The organism is Hypericibacter adhaerens (assembly GCF_008728835.1).
In the GTDB taxonomy this organism is placed as follows: Bacteria; Pseudomonadota; Alphaproteobacteria; order Dongiales; family Dongiaceae; genus Hypericibacter; species Hypericibacter adhaerens.
Window position 1 is genome coordinate 634,958 of sequence record NZ_CP042582.1, and the last position, 16,161, is coordinate 651,118.

Consider the following 16,161-nt stretch of genomic DNA (forward strand, 5'->3'; position numbering starts at 1 on the left):
AGCGGGTCCTTGCCGGGGGCGATCTCCCGGTCCGACCGGTTCCGCCCCGCCCCGCCGGCAATTGCCGGTTGCAAAAAGACCCTGGCCTCGTGATCCGGCGCTGCAGCGCCCGCGAGCCCGGCCGGAGCGCGGGCCGCCGCGGAAAATGCGACGCGCGGCTATGCATGCGCCGATGCTTTGCATTAACATTTGCCCGCGAATGTCGGCGCCAAGCGCTTCGGATGATTTCCGGGGCTCTTCGCCATCACCCTGCCGGCCATCCGGGGTGAGGCATTACGCAACTGCAGCAAGGCTCACTGTGCAGCTGCAGCATGGGCCATTGTGCAACCGCAGCATGAACTGTTCGATCTTGAATAGCCTTGACGGGTCAATGACTCGGTGCAAAGGTTCATTCCCCCGATAGCTGTTCAATAGAATGAACGAGCACCTCGGGCGGCCGGCGCCACCGCCAGCCGCCCCGCTGCAGCAAGAAGCCGCGACCAGCCGGCCACTGTCGGAAAACGCAGGGAGGAGTGACCATATGAAGCTGTTTCGAAGACTGACTTATCTGTTGGCTTTGATTCCCTTGCTGTTGTCCGGCGCGGCAATGGCCGAGGGCTTGGATGAATTGCCGGCCGACCTCGTGGCGAAGCTCTACAACAAGGACATGCTCGATCCGCAGCAGCCGATCGGGCCGAGCGCCTATCGCGACTGGAAGGCGAAGCGTTCGCCGCCCTGGACCATCGGCTATGCCAGCTCCTATGCCGGCAACACCTGGCGCGCCATGGCGATGGACCGCCTGCAGAACGAGATCATTCCGAAATGGAAGCAGCTCGGCCTGCTCAAGGACGTGATCATCACCCAGTCGAACCTGAAGGACGCGGTGCAGATCCAGCAGATCCGCCAGCTCGTCGATCAGGGCGTGGACGCGATCATCGTCTGCTGCTCGAACCCGACCGCGCTCAACGCCTCGGTCAAATACGCCTATGACAAGGGCGTGCCGGTCTTCTCCTTCACCGGCTACCTGACCTCGCCCTATGCGGTGAATTCCTCGAACAACTACCAGCTCGGCGGCTATCAGGTCGGCAAGGCGCTGGTCGATCAGCTCGGCGGCAAGGGCAACGTCCTGGTCGTCGAAGGCATCACCGGCACCTCCGGCTCCGATTCGCAGGACCGCGGCATGAAGGCGGGCCTGGCCTCCAGCAAGGACATCAAGATCGTCGGCGACGTGGCCGGCATGTGGACCGACCAGATCGGCCAGGCCGAGGTGCAGAAGTGGCTCGCGACCCATCCGGGCCAGCTCGACGGCATCATCGTCCAGTCGGCGGCGGAGCTGGGCGTGCTGCGCGCGCTCCAGCAGTCGGGCCGCAAGATGATCCCGATCACCTTCGGCGGCGAGACGGGCGCGCTCTGCTACTGGCGCAAGAACCCGGACTATCTCAAGGAGTCCTATCAGCTGTGGCCTCCCGGAGACGATATCGAGCTGATCTGGAACATCATGATGCGCACGCTCCAGGGCCAGGGCCCGAAGATCCAGTCGATCCTGGTGGACTCGGTCAAGTTCACCTATGACGACGTGAAGACCCGTCTGCCCGAGAACTGCGACGAGAATTCGGACAAGTGGGAGAATGTCGGCATCGAGAATTGGGGCGGGACCAGCTATCTCGACCAGTTCTTCCTGCATCCGGCCGATCCCGAGAAGTACAAGCCGTAAGACATCGCCCGATCCGGCCGCCGGCGCATGCGTCGCCGGCGGCCCTTTTCGGGATCGATCCCGCGAGATGGCTTCACCCGTTCAACAAGCATCGACACGCCAGCCCGGCGCCGCGGCCGGAAGCGCTCCGGCGGCGACCCTGGTCTCGCTCGGCGGCGACATCACCGTCACCGAGGTGCGCAAGACCTTCGGCGTGACGCGCGCGCTCGACGGCTGCAATTTCAGCGCCTCGCTCGGCGAGATCCACGCCATCGTCGGCGGCAATGGCTGCGGCAAGAGCACGCTCGCCAAGGTCATGTCCGGCGTCCTGCCGGTCGATTCCGGTAAGGTCTCGGTCGTCGGCCATACCCCCAGCTCGCCGCACGACGCCCGCCATGCCGGCATCGCCACCGTGTTCCAGGAGGTGCTCGTCGCCGACGAATGCTCGGTCGTCGACAACCTCTATCTCGGCGCCGACCATCTCTGGTCGAAGACGCTGCCGATGCGGGCGAAGATCCGCGACGCCGAGATCATGATGAAGGAGCTGGCCGCGGTCGACATCGACGTCGAGGGGCCGGTGGGTCTTCTTCCCCTTTCCATCAAGCAGTGGATCACCATCGGCCGCGCGCTGCTGCAGCGGCCCAAGGTGCTGATCCTCGACGAATCCTCGGCCGCCCTCGATCTCGATTCGACCGAGCGGCTCTTCGCCAAGATGCGCGAGCTGCGCGACCAGGGATCGGCGGTGCTGATCGTGACGCATCGCATCGCCGAGCTCATCCGCATCTCCGACCGCGCCACGGTCCTGCGCGACGGGCGCGACGTGGGCGTGCTGAGCAAGGGCGAGATCACCGAGAAGAACCTGCTGGGCCTCATGACCGGCCGCAGCGAATCGCCCCATATTACGACGGCGGTGGCGCAGGAGGTGCTGCACCACGACGTCGTCATGAAGACCGGCAAGCTCAAGGTCTGGCCGGAAAGCCAGCCGATCGATTTCGCGCTCCACAAGGGCGAGGTGCTCGGCATCGCGGGTCTCGACGGCCAGGGGCAGAGCGATTTCGTGACCGTGCTGGCGGGCGTGCGCAAGGCGGCCGAGGGCTTGCCCATGGTCCGCACCGCCGGCAACGGTTTCACGGAGATCCGGGATCTCCTGGACGCGACGCGCAACGGCGTCTCCTATGTCTCGGGCGACCGCAAGCGCGAAGGCATCTTCGCGAACATGAGCATCTACGAGAACCTGCTGATGCCGCTCTACCGGCGCCTGGCGCGGGGCGGGAAGGTGGCGGTCATCGACTGGAGCAGCCTCAGCGCGATCTTCGACTGGGAGGTCGAGCGGCTCGCCGTGCGCATGGGCGAGCGCAGCAACAAGATAACCTCGCTCAGCGGCGGCAACCAGCAGAAGGTCCTGATCGGGCGCGCCTTCGCGCTCAATCCGGACATCCTGGTCCTGAACGATCCCGCGCGCGGCGTCGATGTCGGCGCCAAGGCCGAGCTCTACAAGCATCTGACCGCCTTCGCCCAGCGCGGCAAGTCGGTCATCTATCTGTCGAGCGAGATCGAGGAGTTCGTCGGCTTCGCGACCCGCGTCGTGGTGTTCCGCAACGGCAGCATCTTCGACGAGTTCGCCGGCGATGCGATCGAGCCCGCGAACATCCTCGAGGCCATGTTCGGCCAGGCGCGCGGCAACCGGCGCCAGCGCGAGGACCGTGCCGCGACCCCGGGCGAGGCCCCGCCGGCCCGCCGCAAGGTCAACGGCCTCGTGCCGGGCAGCGCCGGCCTGCCGCCCTGGATGAGCCGGAACGGCCGCGACTGGCAAGGCACCCCGGGCGAATGATCCGCGCAGGCCTCATAGCGGCGCCGCGGCGTCGCGTTTTGTGTCGGGCAGGGGTGGAATCACGGCAGCGTCACCTTCACTTCCCCTCCCCCCTCGAGGGGGAGGGTCAGAGAGGGGGAAGACGCGATAGCGGATACAGCGCGAGGCCGCTTCGCTCCGGCTTCATCGACCGAGCGGCCCCCTCCCTCGCCCTCCCCCGGAGACGGGGGAGGGGACAAGAGCGAGCTCGCATCTGCAGCGCCATGCCGGGGAGGCGCTGATGGCGGCGACCCCCGCTCGTTCCTCCTCGGCCGCCGGCAGCGCCTATCTGCTGGTGCCGATGGTGCTGTTCTTCGCGCTGCTGATCGTGGCGGTGCTGCGCAGCCAGAGCCTCGTCACCATGGCCGGCCTCGGCAGCGCCATCATCGTCGCGGCGCCCTTGATCCTCGCGACCTATGCGCTGATGGCCACCGTCATCGCCGGGCGCGGCACCGTCGATCTCTCGATCGGGCCGCTGATCGGCTTCATCAACGTCACGCTGGTGCAGCTCTTCGGCCAGGACCTCATCTCCTCGCCGATCGCCTTCTTCCTCTACGCGCTGGCCGTGGGCGTCGCCTATCAGCTCCTGATGGGCCTCATCATCGTCTTCATCCGCGTGCAGCCGATCATCGTCTCGCTCAGCGGCTACCTGGCGCTCTCGGGCATCAATCTCGTGATCCTCGAGCGCCCGGGCGGCACCGCCCCCGACTGGATGATGAGCTGGGCCGAGGGCATCTCGATCTTCTCGCCGGTGACGGCGATCCTGATCGTCGCCACGGTGGCCTGGCTGCTCTTCACCCGCACCGCCTTCTACGGCCATCTGCGGCTGATGGGCTCGGACGAGCGCGCCGCCTTCACCAGCGGCGTGCGCATCAACCTGGTCCGGCTGGGTGCCCATGCGATCTCGGGCCTCTTCGCGGGCCTCGCGGCGCTCACCTACACCTCGCTGATCAGCTCGGGCGACCCGACCCAGGGCACCACCTATACCCTGATCGCGGTCACGGCGCTGGTGCTGGGCGGCGCCAGCCTCGCGGGCGGGCGCGGCGGCGCCATCGGCTCGCTGCTCGGCGCCGTCAACATCTATCTGATCACCTTCGTGCTCGCGACCTTCAATTTCGGCGCGGTGCAGAGCTTCGTGACCGATCTCGCCTACGGCACGATCCTGGTGCTGTCGCTCCTGCTGACGATCGTGCTGCCCTATATCCGCGACGTGGTGCGCAGCATCTCGCCGCTGCTCTTCTTCGTGATCCTCTCGATCATTGGGCTCGGCGTCATCATCCACGCCACCTACGACTATTCGGCGCCGCCACCGGCGGCGGCAGCGGCCGCCTCGACAGGCAGCGGCGAGGCGACGGCCGCCACCGGCACGGCCTCTGCTGCCTCGAGCGCCACGACCGCGCCGGCCGAGACCGCCGCCGGCACCGGCTTCATCTTCGAGCAGACCGGCGAGGCCGCGGCGCTCGCCGGCGGCTCGAGCCTGGCCGGACCGCTTGCCGTCGCCGCGCTGCTGATCCTCTCGGTGCTGGTCATCCTGCGCTCGATGGTGGCACAGGCCGGCCGGGTCCGGACGCTGTCGCCCCTGGTCTATGTCGTCGTCGCGGCCTTCGTCCTGCTGGGCGTCTATGTCGCCGCCAATCACGACGTCATCGCGGGCCTGCGCGCGCCGGCGGCCGAGAGCTCGCCGTGAGACGGGGGAGATCGGGATGAGCCAGTCGACCCTCGCCGCGCTCAAATGGACCGGCCTCGCCGTCGCCTTCATCGTGGCCGGCATCGGGCTCATCTTCGGCTTCTACCAGGGCCTGCCGGCGCAGCAGGTGATCCTCTATACCGCGGCCACCTTCGCGCTGGTCGCCTGGGCCTGGCGCGCCTTCGCCATGCGCTGGTCGGAGGGAACCAGGACCGCGGCGCCCGAGATCCGCGATGCCGACGGCAACCTGGTCGCCCCCTCGGGGCGCGCCGCCTGGCGCGGCTTCGTCCGCAAGAACCGCGCCGTCATCGCGGGATTGATCATCCTGCTGCTCGTGTTCGGCATCTGCTCGATCACGATCGAGGGCTTCTTCTCGGTCCTCAACATCATCTCGCTCCTGGTGCTGGTGGGCCTGCTCGTCTTCTCCGCCTTCATGAGCAAGTTCGTGGTCGAGAACCGCTCGGCCTTCATCGGGCTCACGGTGCTGGTCGGGCTCTTCGTGGTGGGCTCGCTCAAGATCGACGGCTTCATCTACCCGGCCAACATCAAGTCGATGCTGCTCTTCGCCTCGTTCCTGGGGCTGGCCTGCGTGGGCCAGACCATGGTGGCGCTTCTGGGCGGCCTCGATCTCTCGATCCCCTTCGTCATTGGCGCCGCCAATGTCGGGTTGCTCTACCTGATCGGGCTCGGCATGCCGGGCTGGATCGCGGTCATCATCATCACCCTGGTGGGGGTGCTGATCGGGCTGCTCAACGGATTCCTGAGTTTCAGGCTTCAGGGCCAAGCCCTGATTCTCACGCTCGGCATCGGCTTCGCCACCTCCGGCATCACCCAGATCCTGACCAGCCTGGGCTCGCGCTTCGCCGGCAACGTGTTCGGCGCGGTTCCCGAATGGCTCAGCAACCTCGCGGCCATGAACGGCACCACCTTCGGGCTCGATTTCCCGCCCGTGATCCTGGTCTGGCTGGTCGTGGCGGCGGCGCTCATCGTCGGCATGAAGAACACGGTCTATGGCCGCTATCTCTATGCGCTGGGCGGCAACCGCACCTCGGCCTCCCGGCTCTCGATCTCGGAGCGGCGCTACTGGGTCGCGGCCTATGCCATCAGCGGCGGCGTCTCGGCCCTCACCGGCTGCCTGCTCCTGGGCTGGAGCGGCGGCGGCTTCATCGGCGTCGGCCAGCCCTACCTCTTCATGACGCTGGCGGCCGTGGTGATCGGCGGCACCTCGCTCCTGGGCGGGGCCGGCGGCTACGGCTTCACCGTGATCGGCGTGCTCGTGCTGCAGGTGCTGACCTCGTTCCTGGTCGGCATCGGCCTGAACTACCAGTGGCAGCAGTTCATCTTCGGCCTGCTGATCCTGCCCATGGTGGCCCTCTATGCGAGGTCGCCGCATATCCGGACCCAGGTCTAGTTCCGTTTTGCTCGAACGATTGACAAGAAAGCGCGTTGCCTCGGGAGGCATCTGATGGAAGTGAAGCTGCTGCAGTCGACCGATGTTACCGGCGGGACATTCACCCTGCTCCTGATCGGCATGATCGGCACCGCGGTGCTGCTGTTTCTCGGGACCGGCTGGGTCTCGCGGAAATGGAAGCTCCCGGTGGCGCTGGCCGGCATCGTGGCGATGCTCGCGGCCGCCTATTACTGGCAGGCGCGCGAGGTCTGGCTGACGGCGGGCCAGATGCCCGTCATCTACCGCTATATCGACTGGCTGATCACCGTGCCGATCCAGGTGCTGGCGCTCTATTTCTTCATCGGCACCGTGGCGCGCCCGCCCACGGGCCTGTTCTGGCGGCTGCTCGTCGTCGCCATCGTCATGATCCTCGCGCGCTACATGGGCGAGGTCGGCTTCATGCACCCGACGCTCGGATTCCTGATCGGGATCGTCGGCTGGCTCTACATCCTGGGCGAGGTCTATTTCGGCAAGCTCGGCGAGATCAACACGAAGAGCGCCAGCGAGACGGTGCAGACCGGCTTCTTCTGGCTGCGGCTGGTGGTGACGATCGGCTGGGCGATCTATCCGCTCTGCTACTTCATCGGCAGCTTCGCCGGCGGGGTGGACGAGGGCACCCTCAGCATCGTCTACAACCTCGCCGACTTCATCAACCAGATCCTGTTCGGCCTGATCATCCTCTATGCGGCCGCGAAGGAATCGGCGACCGCGCGATGAAACGGACAGAGGTCATGAAGCGACAGCAACCACACCGGCAGCCGCCCGCGCGTCAGTTCGACGGGCCGGCCTCGGCACGGGACGCGGACCCCGCAGGCCGCCGTCCCGCGAACGATTAGGGAGGAACGACATATGAACGGCGCAAACATCATTGCCATCATCATTCTGGCGACGATCGTCATTGCGGTGGCCGTCTATCTGCTGCACTGGCTCTACCGGCGCTCCACGAAGGACATCTCCTTCGTCCGCACCGGCTTCGGCGGCGAGAAGGTGGTCATGGGCGGCGGCGCCCTGGTGCTGCCGATCGTCCATGACGTGACCGAGGTCAGCATGAACACGCTGCGCCTCGAGGTCCGCCGCGGCAAGGAGCAGTCGCTCATCACCAAGGACCGCATGCGCGTCGAGGTCACGGTCGAGTTCTTCGTCCGGGTCATGCCGCAGCCCGAGGCGGTCGCGACGGCCGCCCGCACGCTGGGACAGCGCACGATGAACCCCGAGAGCCTCAAGGACCTGGTGCAGGGCCGCTTCGTCGACGCGATGGGCATGGTCGCCGCCACCATGACCATGGAGGAGATGCACGAGCATCGCGGCCGCTACATCAAGGGCGTCAAGGAGCAGGTCGCGGGCTCGCTGACGCAGAACGGCCTGGAGCTGGAGACCGCCTCCCTCACCAGCCTCGACCAGACCGACATCAAGCTCTTCAACCCCTCCAACGCCTTCGATGCCGAGGGTCTGACCCGCCTGACCGAAGAGATCCAGACCCGCAAGAAGAAGCGCAACGACATCGAACAGGACACCGCCATCGCGGTCCGGAACAAGAATCTGGAATCGGAGAAGCTGGCGCTCGATATCGACAAGGAGAGCGAGTATTCGCGTCTCGAGCAGGAACGCGAGATCGCGCTGCGCCGCGCCCAGCAGAAGGCCGAGATCGCGATCGAGCGCACCGAGCGCGACCGCGAAATCGAGGAGGCCCAGATCCGGGCCTCCGAGGAGATCGAGCGGGCCCGCATCCGCCAGGAGCGGGTGCTCGAGGCCGAGCGCATCGAGCGCGAGCGGGAGACCGAGAAGCTCGAGGTGCAGCGTCGCCGCACCCTCGAGATCGAGGAGCAGGAGCGGGTCATCGCGGTGGCCGAGAAGTCGAAGTCGCAGTCCGAGGCCCAGGCCGCCGCCGAGAAGGCGCGCTCGCTGATGATCGAGGCCCAGGAGAAGGTCACGACCCTGCGCGAGAAGGAGATCGCCGACCGCCGCAAGCTGATCGAGCTTATCGACGCCGAGCAGCAGGCGGAGCGCGAGGCGATCAAGCTGACCACCATCGCCGAGGCCGAGAAGAAGGCCGCGATCGAGCGGGCGGCCGCGGACAAGGCGGCGTCGGACGCCGCCAAATACCGCTACGCGGTCGATGCCGAGGGCCAGCGCGCCCTCAACGAGGCGGAGAATCTCCGTTCCGATGCGAGCCGGCGCTCGGCCTTGCACCGCCGCCTGGTCGAGAACCTGCCGGAGATCATCCGCGAAAGCGTCAAGCCGATGGAGCGGATCGAATCGATCAAGATCCTCCAGGTCGACGGCCTGCCGGGCTTGAGCAGCGCCGGCGTCGATGGCGTCATCGCCGGCCCCGGCGGCGGCGACCAGGGCGGCGGCGACGGCGGTCCCAAGGGCCGCAGCCTGGCCGACAGCGCGGTCAACGCCGCGTTACGCTACCGGGCGCAGGCGCCCTTCGTCGACGACCTGCTGCACCAGATCGGCATCCAGGGCGGCGCCGTGGGCGGGCTCGGGAACCTGCTCAAGGGCCATGCCGCCACGCCGCCGGAACCCAGCCCGCGCGACAAGAGCTGAGGCGGGGCTGCGGCCTTAGCGGCGAGGAGAAACGATGCTCACCATCAGGCAGACGGAGCGGCGGCTGGCCGTGATCGCGAACTGGGGGCTGTTCGGCACCTTCGGGCTCGGCCTGATCCTGTCGGGCGTCAACGGCGGCACGATCGCGCTCGGCCTCCTGGGCTTCGCGCTGATCCTGGTGGGGTTCATCGCGCAGGTGATCATCAACCAGGTCTATGGCCGGGGCTTCACCCCCGGCGAGGTGGCGCTGGGCTTCATCGGCTTCGGCATCGCGGTCCTGGGCTTCGTGGCGAGCTGGATCTTCGATCCGACCTTCGGCACGACCGACATCGTGGTCGGGCTCTCGGGCTTCGCCGCGATCATCGTCGCCTTCCTCGTCTATCTGGTGACCCGATACGGACTGAAGGGCTCGTTCTCGATGTTCCACCACAGAGGCCGGCATTGATGCGGCGATCGGCACATCGTCGGCCGGCGTTCCCGCGCGGCGTAGCCGCCTCGGTCGGGGAGGGCCGCCTCCTTGTCTGAGAGCGTGATCTGGCTGCTGGCCTGCGTCGGCGCCTACTGGGCCTATTGCGTCTATTGGGGGGCCGCGAGCGCCAGGCTCGTCGGCACGGCCAACGACTATTTCCTGGCCGACCGCGGCATCTCGCCCTGGATCTTCGTGCTGGCCGCGACCGCGACCTCCTTCTCCGGCTGGATCTTCCTCGGCCATCCCGCCTTCATCTTCGAGGACGGCTTCTCCTTCGCCGAAAGCTCCTTCGCCGCGATCGTGATCCCGCTGACCGGCGTGCTCTTCCTCAAGCGCCAATGGCTGCTCGGCAAGCGCTTCGGCTATGTGACGCCGGGCGACATGTTCGCCGACTATTTCGGCAGCGAGGGGATGCGCCGCCTCACCATCCTGATCGCGCTGGTCTTCTCCGTGCCCTTCCTTGCCATGCAGCTCACGGCCTCGGGCTTCCTGATCCAGATCCTCTCCGAGGGCACGGTCGACCGTCATGTGGCGATGTGGGTCATGACCGCGGTGCTGTTCCTCTATGTCTGCGTCGGCGGCTTCCGCGCGGTCGCCTATGTCGGCACCTTCCAGGGGCTGCTCCTGGCGGCCGGCCTCGCCGCGATCGGGCTCGTCGCCTATGGCAAGCTGGGCGGCCTGGTGCCGTTCAACGCGGCGCTCGCCAAGCTCGGCGCCAGCGCGCTGGGCGATGGCGGCACCACGGCTGCGGGCTACAACGCCAACCTCGCGATCCCGGGCGTGGTCCAGTTCACGGCCGGTCTCGGGCAGGAGGCGCCGGTGGGCGGCCATTGGACCGCCTCGATGATCTTGAGCTACAGCTTCGCGCTGATGGGCATCCAGGCGGCGCCCGCCTTCACCATCTGGGCCTTCGCCTGCCGCAGCGCCAAGGGCTTCGGCATCCAGCAGGTCTGGGCCTCGGCCGCGGCGGTCGGCGTGATCCTCGTCTTCTTCGCCGTGCTGATCGGCATGGGCGCGCATTTCCTCGGCGCCTCGCCTTCCATGACCGAGGCCGGCATGGCCGTCTCGATCTGGCTGCCGTCGACCGCGGGCCAGGACCCGGCCAACCTCATCGCCTATTACATCCAGGCGATCGGGAAGAACGATCCCTGGTTCACGGGCCTTCTCGCCGTCTGCGCGCTGGCGGCGATCCAGGCGATGGTCGCCTTCTACGCCTCGACCGCCGGCACGATCCTGTCGCGCGACGTCTATAAGCGCTATCTCAACCCCGCCGCCGGCGACCGCGAGCTCAAGCTCTATGGCCGCATCAGCGTCGGGCTGGTGCTGCTGGCGGCGCTGCTGACGGCCTCCTACCTGCCGCGGACCGAAAGCGAGCTGGGCGCGCTGGCACTCTCCTTCGGCTTCCAGCTCTGGCCGGCCTTGGCCGCCGTCTGCTGGTTCCCCTGGCTCACCCGCCAGGGCGTGATCGTGGGGCTGGTGTTCGGCCTCGTCGCCGTCGTCTTCACCGAACCTTTCGGCCAGTCGATCTCCAGTTTCGTCGGGCTGCATCTGCCCTGGGGCCGCTGGCCCTGGACGATCCATTCCGCGGCCTGGGGCATGTTCTTCAACCTCGTCACCTGCCTGATCGTGTCGGCCCTGACCTATGGCGGGCCCGAGCGCGCCCATCGCGCCCGGTTCCACGCTTACCTCGCGGAGAAAGCCGGCGTTGCGCCGGAGCGCCGCCCCTTGCGCGCGGCCGCCTGGGCGATCGCGCTCGCCTGGATCTTCTTCGCGATCGGGCCGGGCGCGGTCTGGGGCAACGATCTCTTCGGCAAGCCCAATGGCGGCCCGGCCGATTGGGGCCTGAGCCTGCCTTCGATCTGGGCCTGGCAGATTCTCTGGTGGGCCTTGGGCGTGCTGATGATCTGGCTGCTCGCCTACCGGATGGGGCTCTCCACGGTGCCGCTCGGCAGCGTCGAGTTCCATGTCGAGCACAAGCCGGCGCCGCTCTCGAAGGCGGCGCTGGCGTCGGACTGGAAGAATTGGTTCTGGGGGCTCGTGATCGCCTTGGCGGCGCTGACGGCCGCACATTGGATCTTCGGGCAGTGACGGCAGGGGCCATGAGACCAGGAGGCAGAGGATGAAACCGTTCAACTTCAATACCGCGCCCCGGATCGTGTTCGGCGAGGGCTCGCTCGCCCGCATCGGCGAGATCACGGCCGCCCAGCTCGGCAAGCGCGTGCTGCTGGTGACCGATCCCGGCCTGATCAAGGTCGGGCTGATCGAGCCGGCGCTGATGTCGCTCGAGGCCGCGGGCGTGGCGGTGTCGCTCTTCTCGGATGTCGAGGCGGATCCGCCGGAGCATGTGGTGATGGCCTGCACCAAGGTCGCGCAGGACCTGAAGGCGGAGGGCGTGATCGGGCTCGGCGGCGGCTCCTCGATGGATGTCGCCAAGCTCGCGGCGCTGCTGGCGCCGGGCACGGAGAAGCTCGCCGATGCCTATGGCGTCGGCAACGCCAAGGGGCCGCGCCTGCCGCTCCTGCTGGCGCCGACCACGGCCGGCACCGGCTCCGAGGTGACGCCGGTCTCGATCGTCACCACCGGCGCCAGCGAGAAGAAGGGCGTGGTCAGCCCGGTGATCCTGCCCGACGTGGCGCTGCTCGATCCGGACCTGACGCTGGGCCTGCCGCCGGCGGTGACCGCCGCCACCGGCATCGATGCGATGGTCCATGCGATCGAGGCCTATGCCTCGGCCAGCCCCGCCAACAACCCCGTCTCCCGCGCGCTCGCGCGCGAAGCGCTGCGGCTCATGGGCGCGGCGCTGGAGCGCGCCGTCCATAACGGCAAGGACAAGGCCGCGCGCGGCGACATGCTCCTGGGCGCCATGCTGGCGGGCCAGGCTTTCGCCAACTCGCCGGTCGCGGCGGTCCATGCGCTGGCTTATCCGCTGGGCGGCCATTATCACATCCCGCACGGCCTCTCGAACGCGCTGATGCTGCCCCATGTGCTGCGCTTCAACGCCGAGACCTCGTCGGCCGCCTATGTCGAGATCGCGCCCGACGCCTTCCCGGAACTGGAGGAGGTGGGCAGCCAGGTGCGCGCGGCGGCCTTCGCCGACAAGCTCGCCGGCCTCTCGACCCGCTGCGGGCTGCAGCAGCGCCTGCGCGACGTCGGCATCCCGGCCGACGCGGTGCCGATGCTGGCGCGCGACGCGATGAAGCAGACCCGTCTCCTGGTCAACAATCCGCGGCCCGTGACCGAGGCGGACGCGCTGGCGATCTATCAACAGGCCTGGTGAGGAGCGAGACCGTCCCGATGCGTTCAGCCCGTCATCAGTTGCTGCAGCTTGGCCCGCATGGTCTCGTCGATCGCGACCGGGCGGTTGCGGGCACGCTCGACATAGACATGGATGAAATGGCCGGCCGCCGCGACCGTGGGCTCGTCGCTGCGGAAGAGTCCCACCTCGTAGCGCACGCTGCTGCGGCCGATATGGGCGACGCGGATCCCGGCATCGATCCGGTCCGGGAAGGCCAGCGGGCGGAAATAGCTGCAGGAGGTCTCGACCACCAGGCCGATGACCTCGCTCTTGAGGTAGTCGAGCAGCCCCTGCTCGATCAGCCACTGGTTCACGGCCGTGTCGAAGTAGCTGTAATAGACGACGTTGTTGACGTGGCCGTAGACGTCGTTGTCCATCCAGCGCGTCGGGATGGACAGGAAATGCCGATAGGCTTCGCGGGTCTCGTCACGGGAAGGCGGGGCGCTCACGGGCATACCTCGGATGAGGAAGGGAACCGGCCCGCGCCGCATCGTTGGGCGCCACGCGAGTCCGGAATGGCGCGCAGTCTATCGAAAAACCGTCTGTCGAAAAACCGCCGGCGCGCCGAAGGGCGGGCGCCGGCACGGCATCGCACCGGTGCGAGACCGGGCCCGCTGCGCGCGGGCGGCTCGCGCCGGCAGGAACGTTACTGAGGACCGAGAGGAAAGAGGCAAGCCATGGCAATGGACGTCAAGGGATGGGCGAGCAAATACAAGAGTCTCACGGACAACGACCCGACCATTCAGGCGATGGGCAAATACTATACCTGCACGTTCATGTACGACATGGGCGAGCGCAAGGTCATCGTCGAGATGCATGACGGCAAGGTGAAGAACATCAACACCAACCCGCAGCCGCTCGACGCCTACGATTTCGCGCTGCGCGCCAGCGCCCAGACCTGGCGCGAGTTCGGCCAGCCGATGCCCAAGCCGATGTTCCACGGCATCTGGTCCGCCAGCTTCCGCGAGGACCTCAAGCTCGAGGGCAACCTGCTGGTGCTGATGCAGAACCTGCGGAATTTCACCGTGCAGTTCGAGCTGCTGCGCAAGAGCGGCGTGCCCGTCTAGGGCGGCGCCCACGAAAACCGGATGCAGACGAAACCTCTGGCTTAAGGATCACGCAAGATGGCACGACACTCGCCAGTCACCGGCCGCTACGTCACGATCGATGTCGACGGCCTCGAGTACAAGGTCTTCTATCTCCATAACGGCCAGGGCCAGCCGCTGGTCTGCCAGCACACGGCCGGCTGCCACAATCATCAGTGGCGCGGCCTGCTCGAGGACGAGGAGATCACCAAGGACTACAACGTGATCGCCTACGACCTCGCGCGCCACGGCAAGTCCGACCCGCCGCACAATGTCGAATGGTGGAAGAGCGAGTACAAGCTCACCGCCGAGCACTATGTGAACTTCATCGTGAAGTTCTGCGACGCGCTGGAGCTGAAGAACCCGATCTTCATGGGTTCCTCGTTCGGCGGCAATGTCGCGCTGCAGCTGGCCCTTCGCCGGCCGGACCGCTTCAAGGCGGTGATCCCGGTCGAGGCGGCCGACTATGCACCGGGCTTCTTCCTCGACTGGTGGCGCCATCCCCATGCCAATGCGGCGCAGGTCTGCGCGTCCGGCGTGTGGGACCTGATGGCGCCGCAGTCGCCGGAGATGGATCGCTGGCTCACCTGGCACTACTACACGCAAGGCTCGGAGGCCTTCAAAGGCGACCTCTATTTCTATTCGGTCGATCACGACCTCCGGAAGCAACTGGCCGACATCGACGGCAAGCGTTGCCCGGTGGTGATGATGACCGGCACCTACGATTATCTGACGCCGCCCGAGGCGACCGAGAACACGGCCCGCCAGATCAAGAACGGCGTCTATATCGAGATGACCGATATCGGCCATTTCCCGATGAGCGAGAACTATCCGCTGTTCCGGGTCTATCTGAAGGAAGCCTTGCGGATCATCCGCGAGCGGACCGGCGGCTGAGACAGTGAAGAGTCGAGAGGAGGCGCCGCCCTTCGCCGGGCGGCACCTCCTCCGGGCGGAAATCTCGAAGACAGGATGAGGGTGGCATGAAGATCGTCGATTTCGCCAAGGACCAGGGCGGCAGCAAGAATGGCGGGAACGCCCGCCCCGATCGGATGAAGATCCTCGAGTTCGGCGACGGTGCGAACAAGGCGCGCATCGCCCCGGCGATCGAGGTCAGGCCCGCGGCCGCGCCGGCCCCGGAACCGCGCTGGGAGCCGGTATCGGCCCCGACGGCGAGCCTCGCGGCTGCGCCCAAGCCGAAGGCGCGCAGCCCCTTCGTCGGCACCCGGTCGCTCAAGATGCATGTGCTCGATCTGGGCAAGCTCCGGCTCGACAAGAACTTCATGGTGGCCAACTCGACCGTGGCCATGGCGAAGAATCCCAACCCGCCGGGCAAGCTGATCGATATCCCGGTCTCCGCCTTCTATATCGAGCATCCGGACGGCAACGTCCTGTTCGACACCGGCTGCCATCCCGACTGGGCCGGGCCGAACGGCCGCTGGCCGCAGAATCTCCAGGATGTCTTCCCGGTGATCGGCCCCGACGATTGCTACCTGCCGCACCGGCTCGAGGCGATGGGCATCGGTCCCAACCAGATCCGGCATGTGGTCCTGTCGCATCTCCATTGCGACCATGCGGGCTGCATCGAGTTCTTCCGCAAGTCGAACATCATCGTGCATGAGGACGAGTTCGCCGCGGCCGCGACCCACTATGCCAAGCGCGACCACAGCACGCCCTATGCGCTCCGCGATTTCGAGACCTGGACCCGGCTCGATCTCAACTGGCGCGAGGTCGGAAAGCTCGAGCCCGATCACAACATCGTCGACGGGGTGAAGCTCCTGAATTTCGGCCCCGGCCATTCCTACGGGATGCTGGGCCTGCTGGTCTCGCTGCGCGACAACCCCAACGTGATCCTGGCGGCCGATGCCTGCTACACGTCGGAGAATTACGGGCCACCGATGAAGCCGCCGGGCATCAGCTACGATTCCATCGGCTTCGCCCGCACCATCCAGCGGATCCGGGCGCTCGCCGAGCACAACAAGGCCGACGTCTGGTTCGGCCACGACATCCCGCAGTTCGAATCGCTGCGCAAGGCGTCGGAAGGCTGGTACGAGTAAGCGCCGCTTCGTTGGATGATCGACCAAGGATCCGGCGCGGCGGTGTCATC

At 67.0% G+C, this 16,161-nt stretch carries 13 protein-coding genes; 12 read left to right on the forward strand and 1 reads right to left on the reverse strand.

The window, feature by feature from the left end; all coding sequences use genetic code 11:
• Positions 1-586 precede the first annotated feature (586 nt).
• From FRZ61_RS02845 to FRZ61_RS02885, 9 genes are all read left to right on the forward strand, one after another.
• A complete protein-coding gene (locus FRZ61_RS02845) occupies positions 587-1,693 on the forward strand; it encodes an ABC transporter substrate-binding protein (protein ID WP_225309080.1) in 1,107 nt (368 codons plus the stop codon).
• A gap of 67 nt (positions 1,694-1,760) precedes the next feature.
• Entirely contained in the window at positions 1,761-3,503 is a 1,743-nt protein-coding gene (locus FRZ61_RS02850; RefSeq protein ID WP_151114881.1) for a sugar ABC transporter ATP-binding protein, read from the forward strand.
• Between the two features lie 259 nt (positions 3,504-3,762).
• Positions 3,763-5,208: an ABC transporter permease gene (locus FRZ61_RS02855; RefSeq protein ID WP_191909270.1), complete on the forward strand. Its 1,446-nt coding sequence runs from the start codon at positions 3,763-3,765 to the stop codon at positions 5,206-5,208.
• A gap of 16 nt (positions 5,209-5,224) precedes the next feature.
• The gene (locus FRZ61_RS02860) at positions 5,225-6,619 is read left to right on the forward strand and encodes an ABC transporter permease (protein WP_151114882.1); all 1,395 of its coding nucleotides are present in this window, start codon (positions 5,225-5,227) and stop codon (positions 6,617-6,619) included.
• A gap of 54 nt (positions 6,620-6,673) precedes the next feature.
• On the forward strand, positions 6,674-7,375 hold the full coding sequence (locus tag FRZ61_RS02865) for a bacteriorhodopsin (RefSeq protein ID WP_151114883.1): 702 nt from the start codon (positions 6,674-6,676) through the stop codon (positions 7,373-7,375).
• 132 nt (positions 7,376-7,507) lie between these two features.
• Positions 7,508-9,208, forward strand: coding sequence for a flotillin family protein (locus tag FRZ61_RS02870; protein WP_151114884.1), 1,701 nt, complete (start codon positions 7,508-7,510; stop codon positions 9,206-9,208).
• A gap of 34 nt (positions 9,209-9,242) precedes the next feature.
• A complete protein-coding gene (locus FRZ61_RS02875) occupies positions 9,243-9,653 on the forward strand; it encodes a hypothetical protein (RefSeq protein WP_151114885.1) in 411 nt (136 codons plus the stop codon).
• Between the two features lie 72 nt (positions 9,654-9,725).
• A complete protein-coding gene (locus FRZ61_RS02880) occupies positions 9,726-11,765 on the forward strand; it encodes a sodium:solute symporter family protein (protein WP_151114886.1) in 2,040 nt (679 codons plus the stop codon).
• 31 nt (positions 11,766-11,796) lie between these two features.
• Complete coding sequence (locus FRZ61_RS02885; RefSeq protein ID WP_151114887.1) at positions 11,797-12,954, forward strand: iron-containing alcohol dehydrogenase; 1,158 nt, start codon at positions 11,797-11,799, stop codon at positions 12,952-12,954.
• A 23-nt stretch (positions 12,955-12,977) separates the two neighbouring features.
• Here FRZ61_RS02885 and FRZ61_RS02890 read toward each other — a convergent pair whose 3' ends face one another.
• Positions 12,978-13,421, reverse strand: a complete 444-nt coding sequence (locus FRZ61_RS02890; RefSeq protein WP_225309081.1) for an acyl-CoA thioesterase — start codon at positions 13,419-13,421, stop codon at positions 12,978-12,980.
• A gap of 228 nt (positions 13,422-13,649) precedes the next feature.
• Here FRZ61_RS02890 and FRZ61_RS02895 point away from each other — a divergent pair, with 228 nt between their 5' ends.
• The 3 genes from FRZ61_RS02895 to FRZ61_RS02905 all read left to right on the forward strand — a co-directional run bounded on the left by FRZ61_RS02895 (position 13,650) and on the right by FRZ61_RS02905 (position 16,111).
• Complete coding sequence (locus tag FRZ61_RS02895) at positions 13,650-14,039, forward strand: hypothetical protein (RefSeq protein ID WP_151114889.1); 390 nt, start codon at positions 13,650-13,652, stop codon at positions 14,037-14,039.
• A 57-nt stretch (positions 14,040-14,096) separates the two neighbouring features.
• Positions 14,097-14,951, forward strand: coding sequence for an alpha/beta fold hydrolase (locus FRZ61_RS02900; RefSeq protein WP_151114890.1), 855 nt, complete (start codon positions 14,097-14,099; stop codon positions 14,949-14,951).
• Between the two features lie 86 nt (positions 14,952-15,037).
• Entirely contained in the window at positions 15,038-16,111 is a 1,074-nt protein-coding gene (locus FRZ61_RS02905; protein ID WP_225309082.1) for an N-acyl homoserine lactonase family protein, read from the forward strand.
• The last annotated feature ends 50 nt before the right edge of the window (positions 16,112-16,161 follow it).

What these genes read in the sequence shown, in the direction of transcription:
- FRZ61_RS02845 (WP_225309080.1), top strand. Translation starts at nt 587, where the DNA reads ATGGCCGAGGGCTTGGATGAATTGCCGGCCGACCTCGTGGCGAAGCTC.
- FRZ61_RS02850 (WP_151114881.1), top strand. Translation starts at nt 1,761, where the DNA reads ATGGCTTCACCCGTTCAACAAGCATCGACACGCCAGCCCGGCGCCGCG.
- FRZ61_RS02855 (WP_191909270.1), top strand. Translation starts at nt 3,763, where the DNA reads ATGGCGGCGACCCCCGCTCGTTCCTCCTCGGCCGCCGGCAGCGCCTAT.
- FRZ61_RS02860 (WP_151114882.1), top strand. Translation starts at nt 5,225, where the DNA reads ATGAGCCAGTCGACCCTCGCCGCGCTCAAATGGACCGGCCTCGCCGTC.
- FRZ61_RS02865 (WP_151114883.1), top strand. Translation starts at nt 6,674, where the DNA reads ATGGAAGTGAAGCTGCTGCAGTCGACCGATGTTACCGGCGGGACATTC.
- FRZ61_RS02870 (WP_151114884.1), top strand. Translation starts at nt 7,508, where the DNA reads ATGAACGGCGCAAACATCATTGCCATCATCATTCTGGCGACGATCGTC.
- FRZ61_RS02875 (WP_151114885.1), top strand. Translation starts at nt 9,243, where the DNA reads ATGCTCACCATCAGGCAGACGGAGCGGCGGCTGGCCGTGATCGCGAAC.
- FRZ61_RS02885 (WP_151114887.1), top strand. Translation starts at nt 11,797, where the DNA reads ATGAAACCGTTCAACTTCAATACCGCGCCCCGGATCGTGTTCGGCGAG.
- FRZ61_RS02895 (WP_151114889.1), top strand. Translation starts at nt 13,650, where the DNA reads ATGGCAATGGACGTCAAGGGATGGGCGAGCAAATACAAGAGTCTCACG.
- FRZ61_RS02900 (WP_151114890.1), top strand. Translation starts at nt 14,097, where the DNA reads ATGGCACGACACTCGCCAGTCACCGGCCGCTACGTCACGATCGATGTC.
- FRZ61_RS02905 (WP_225309082.1), top strand. Translation starts at nt 15,038, where the DNA reads ATGAAGATCGTCGATTTCGCCAAGGACCAGGGCGGCAGCAAGAATGGC.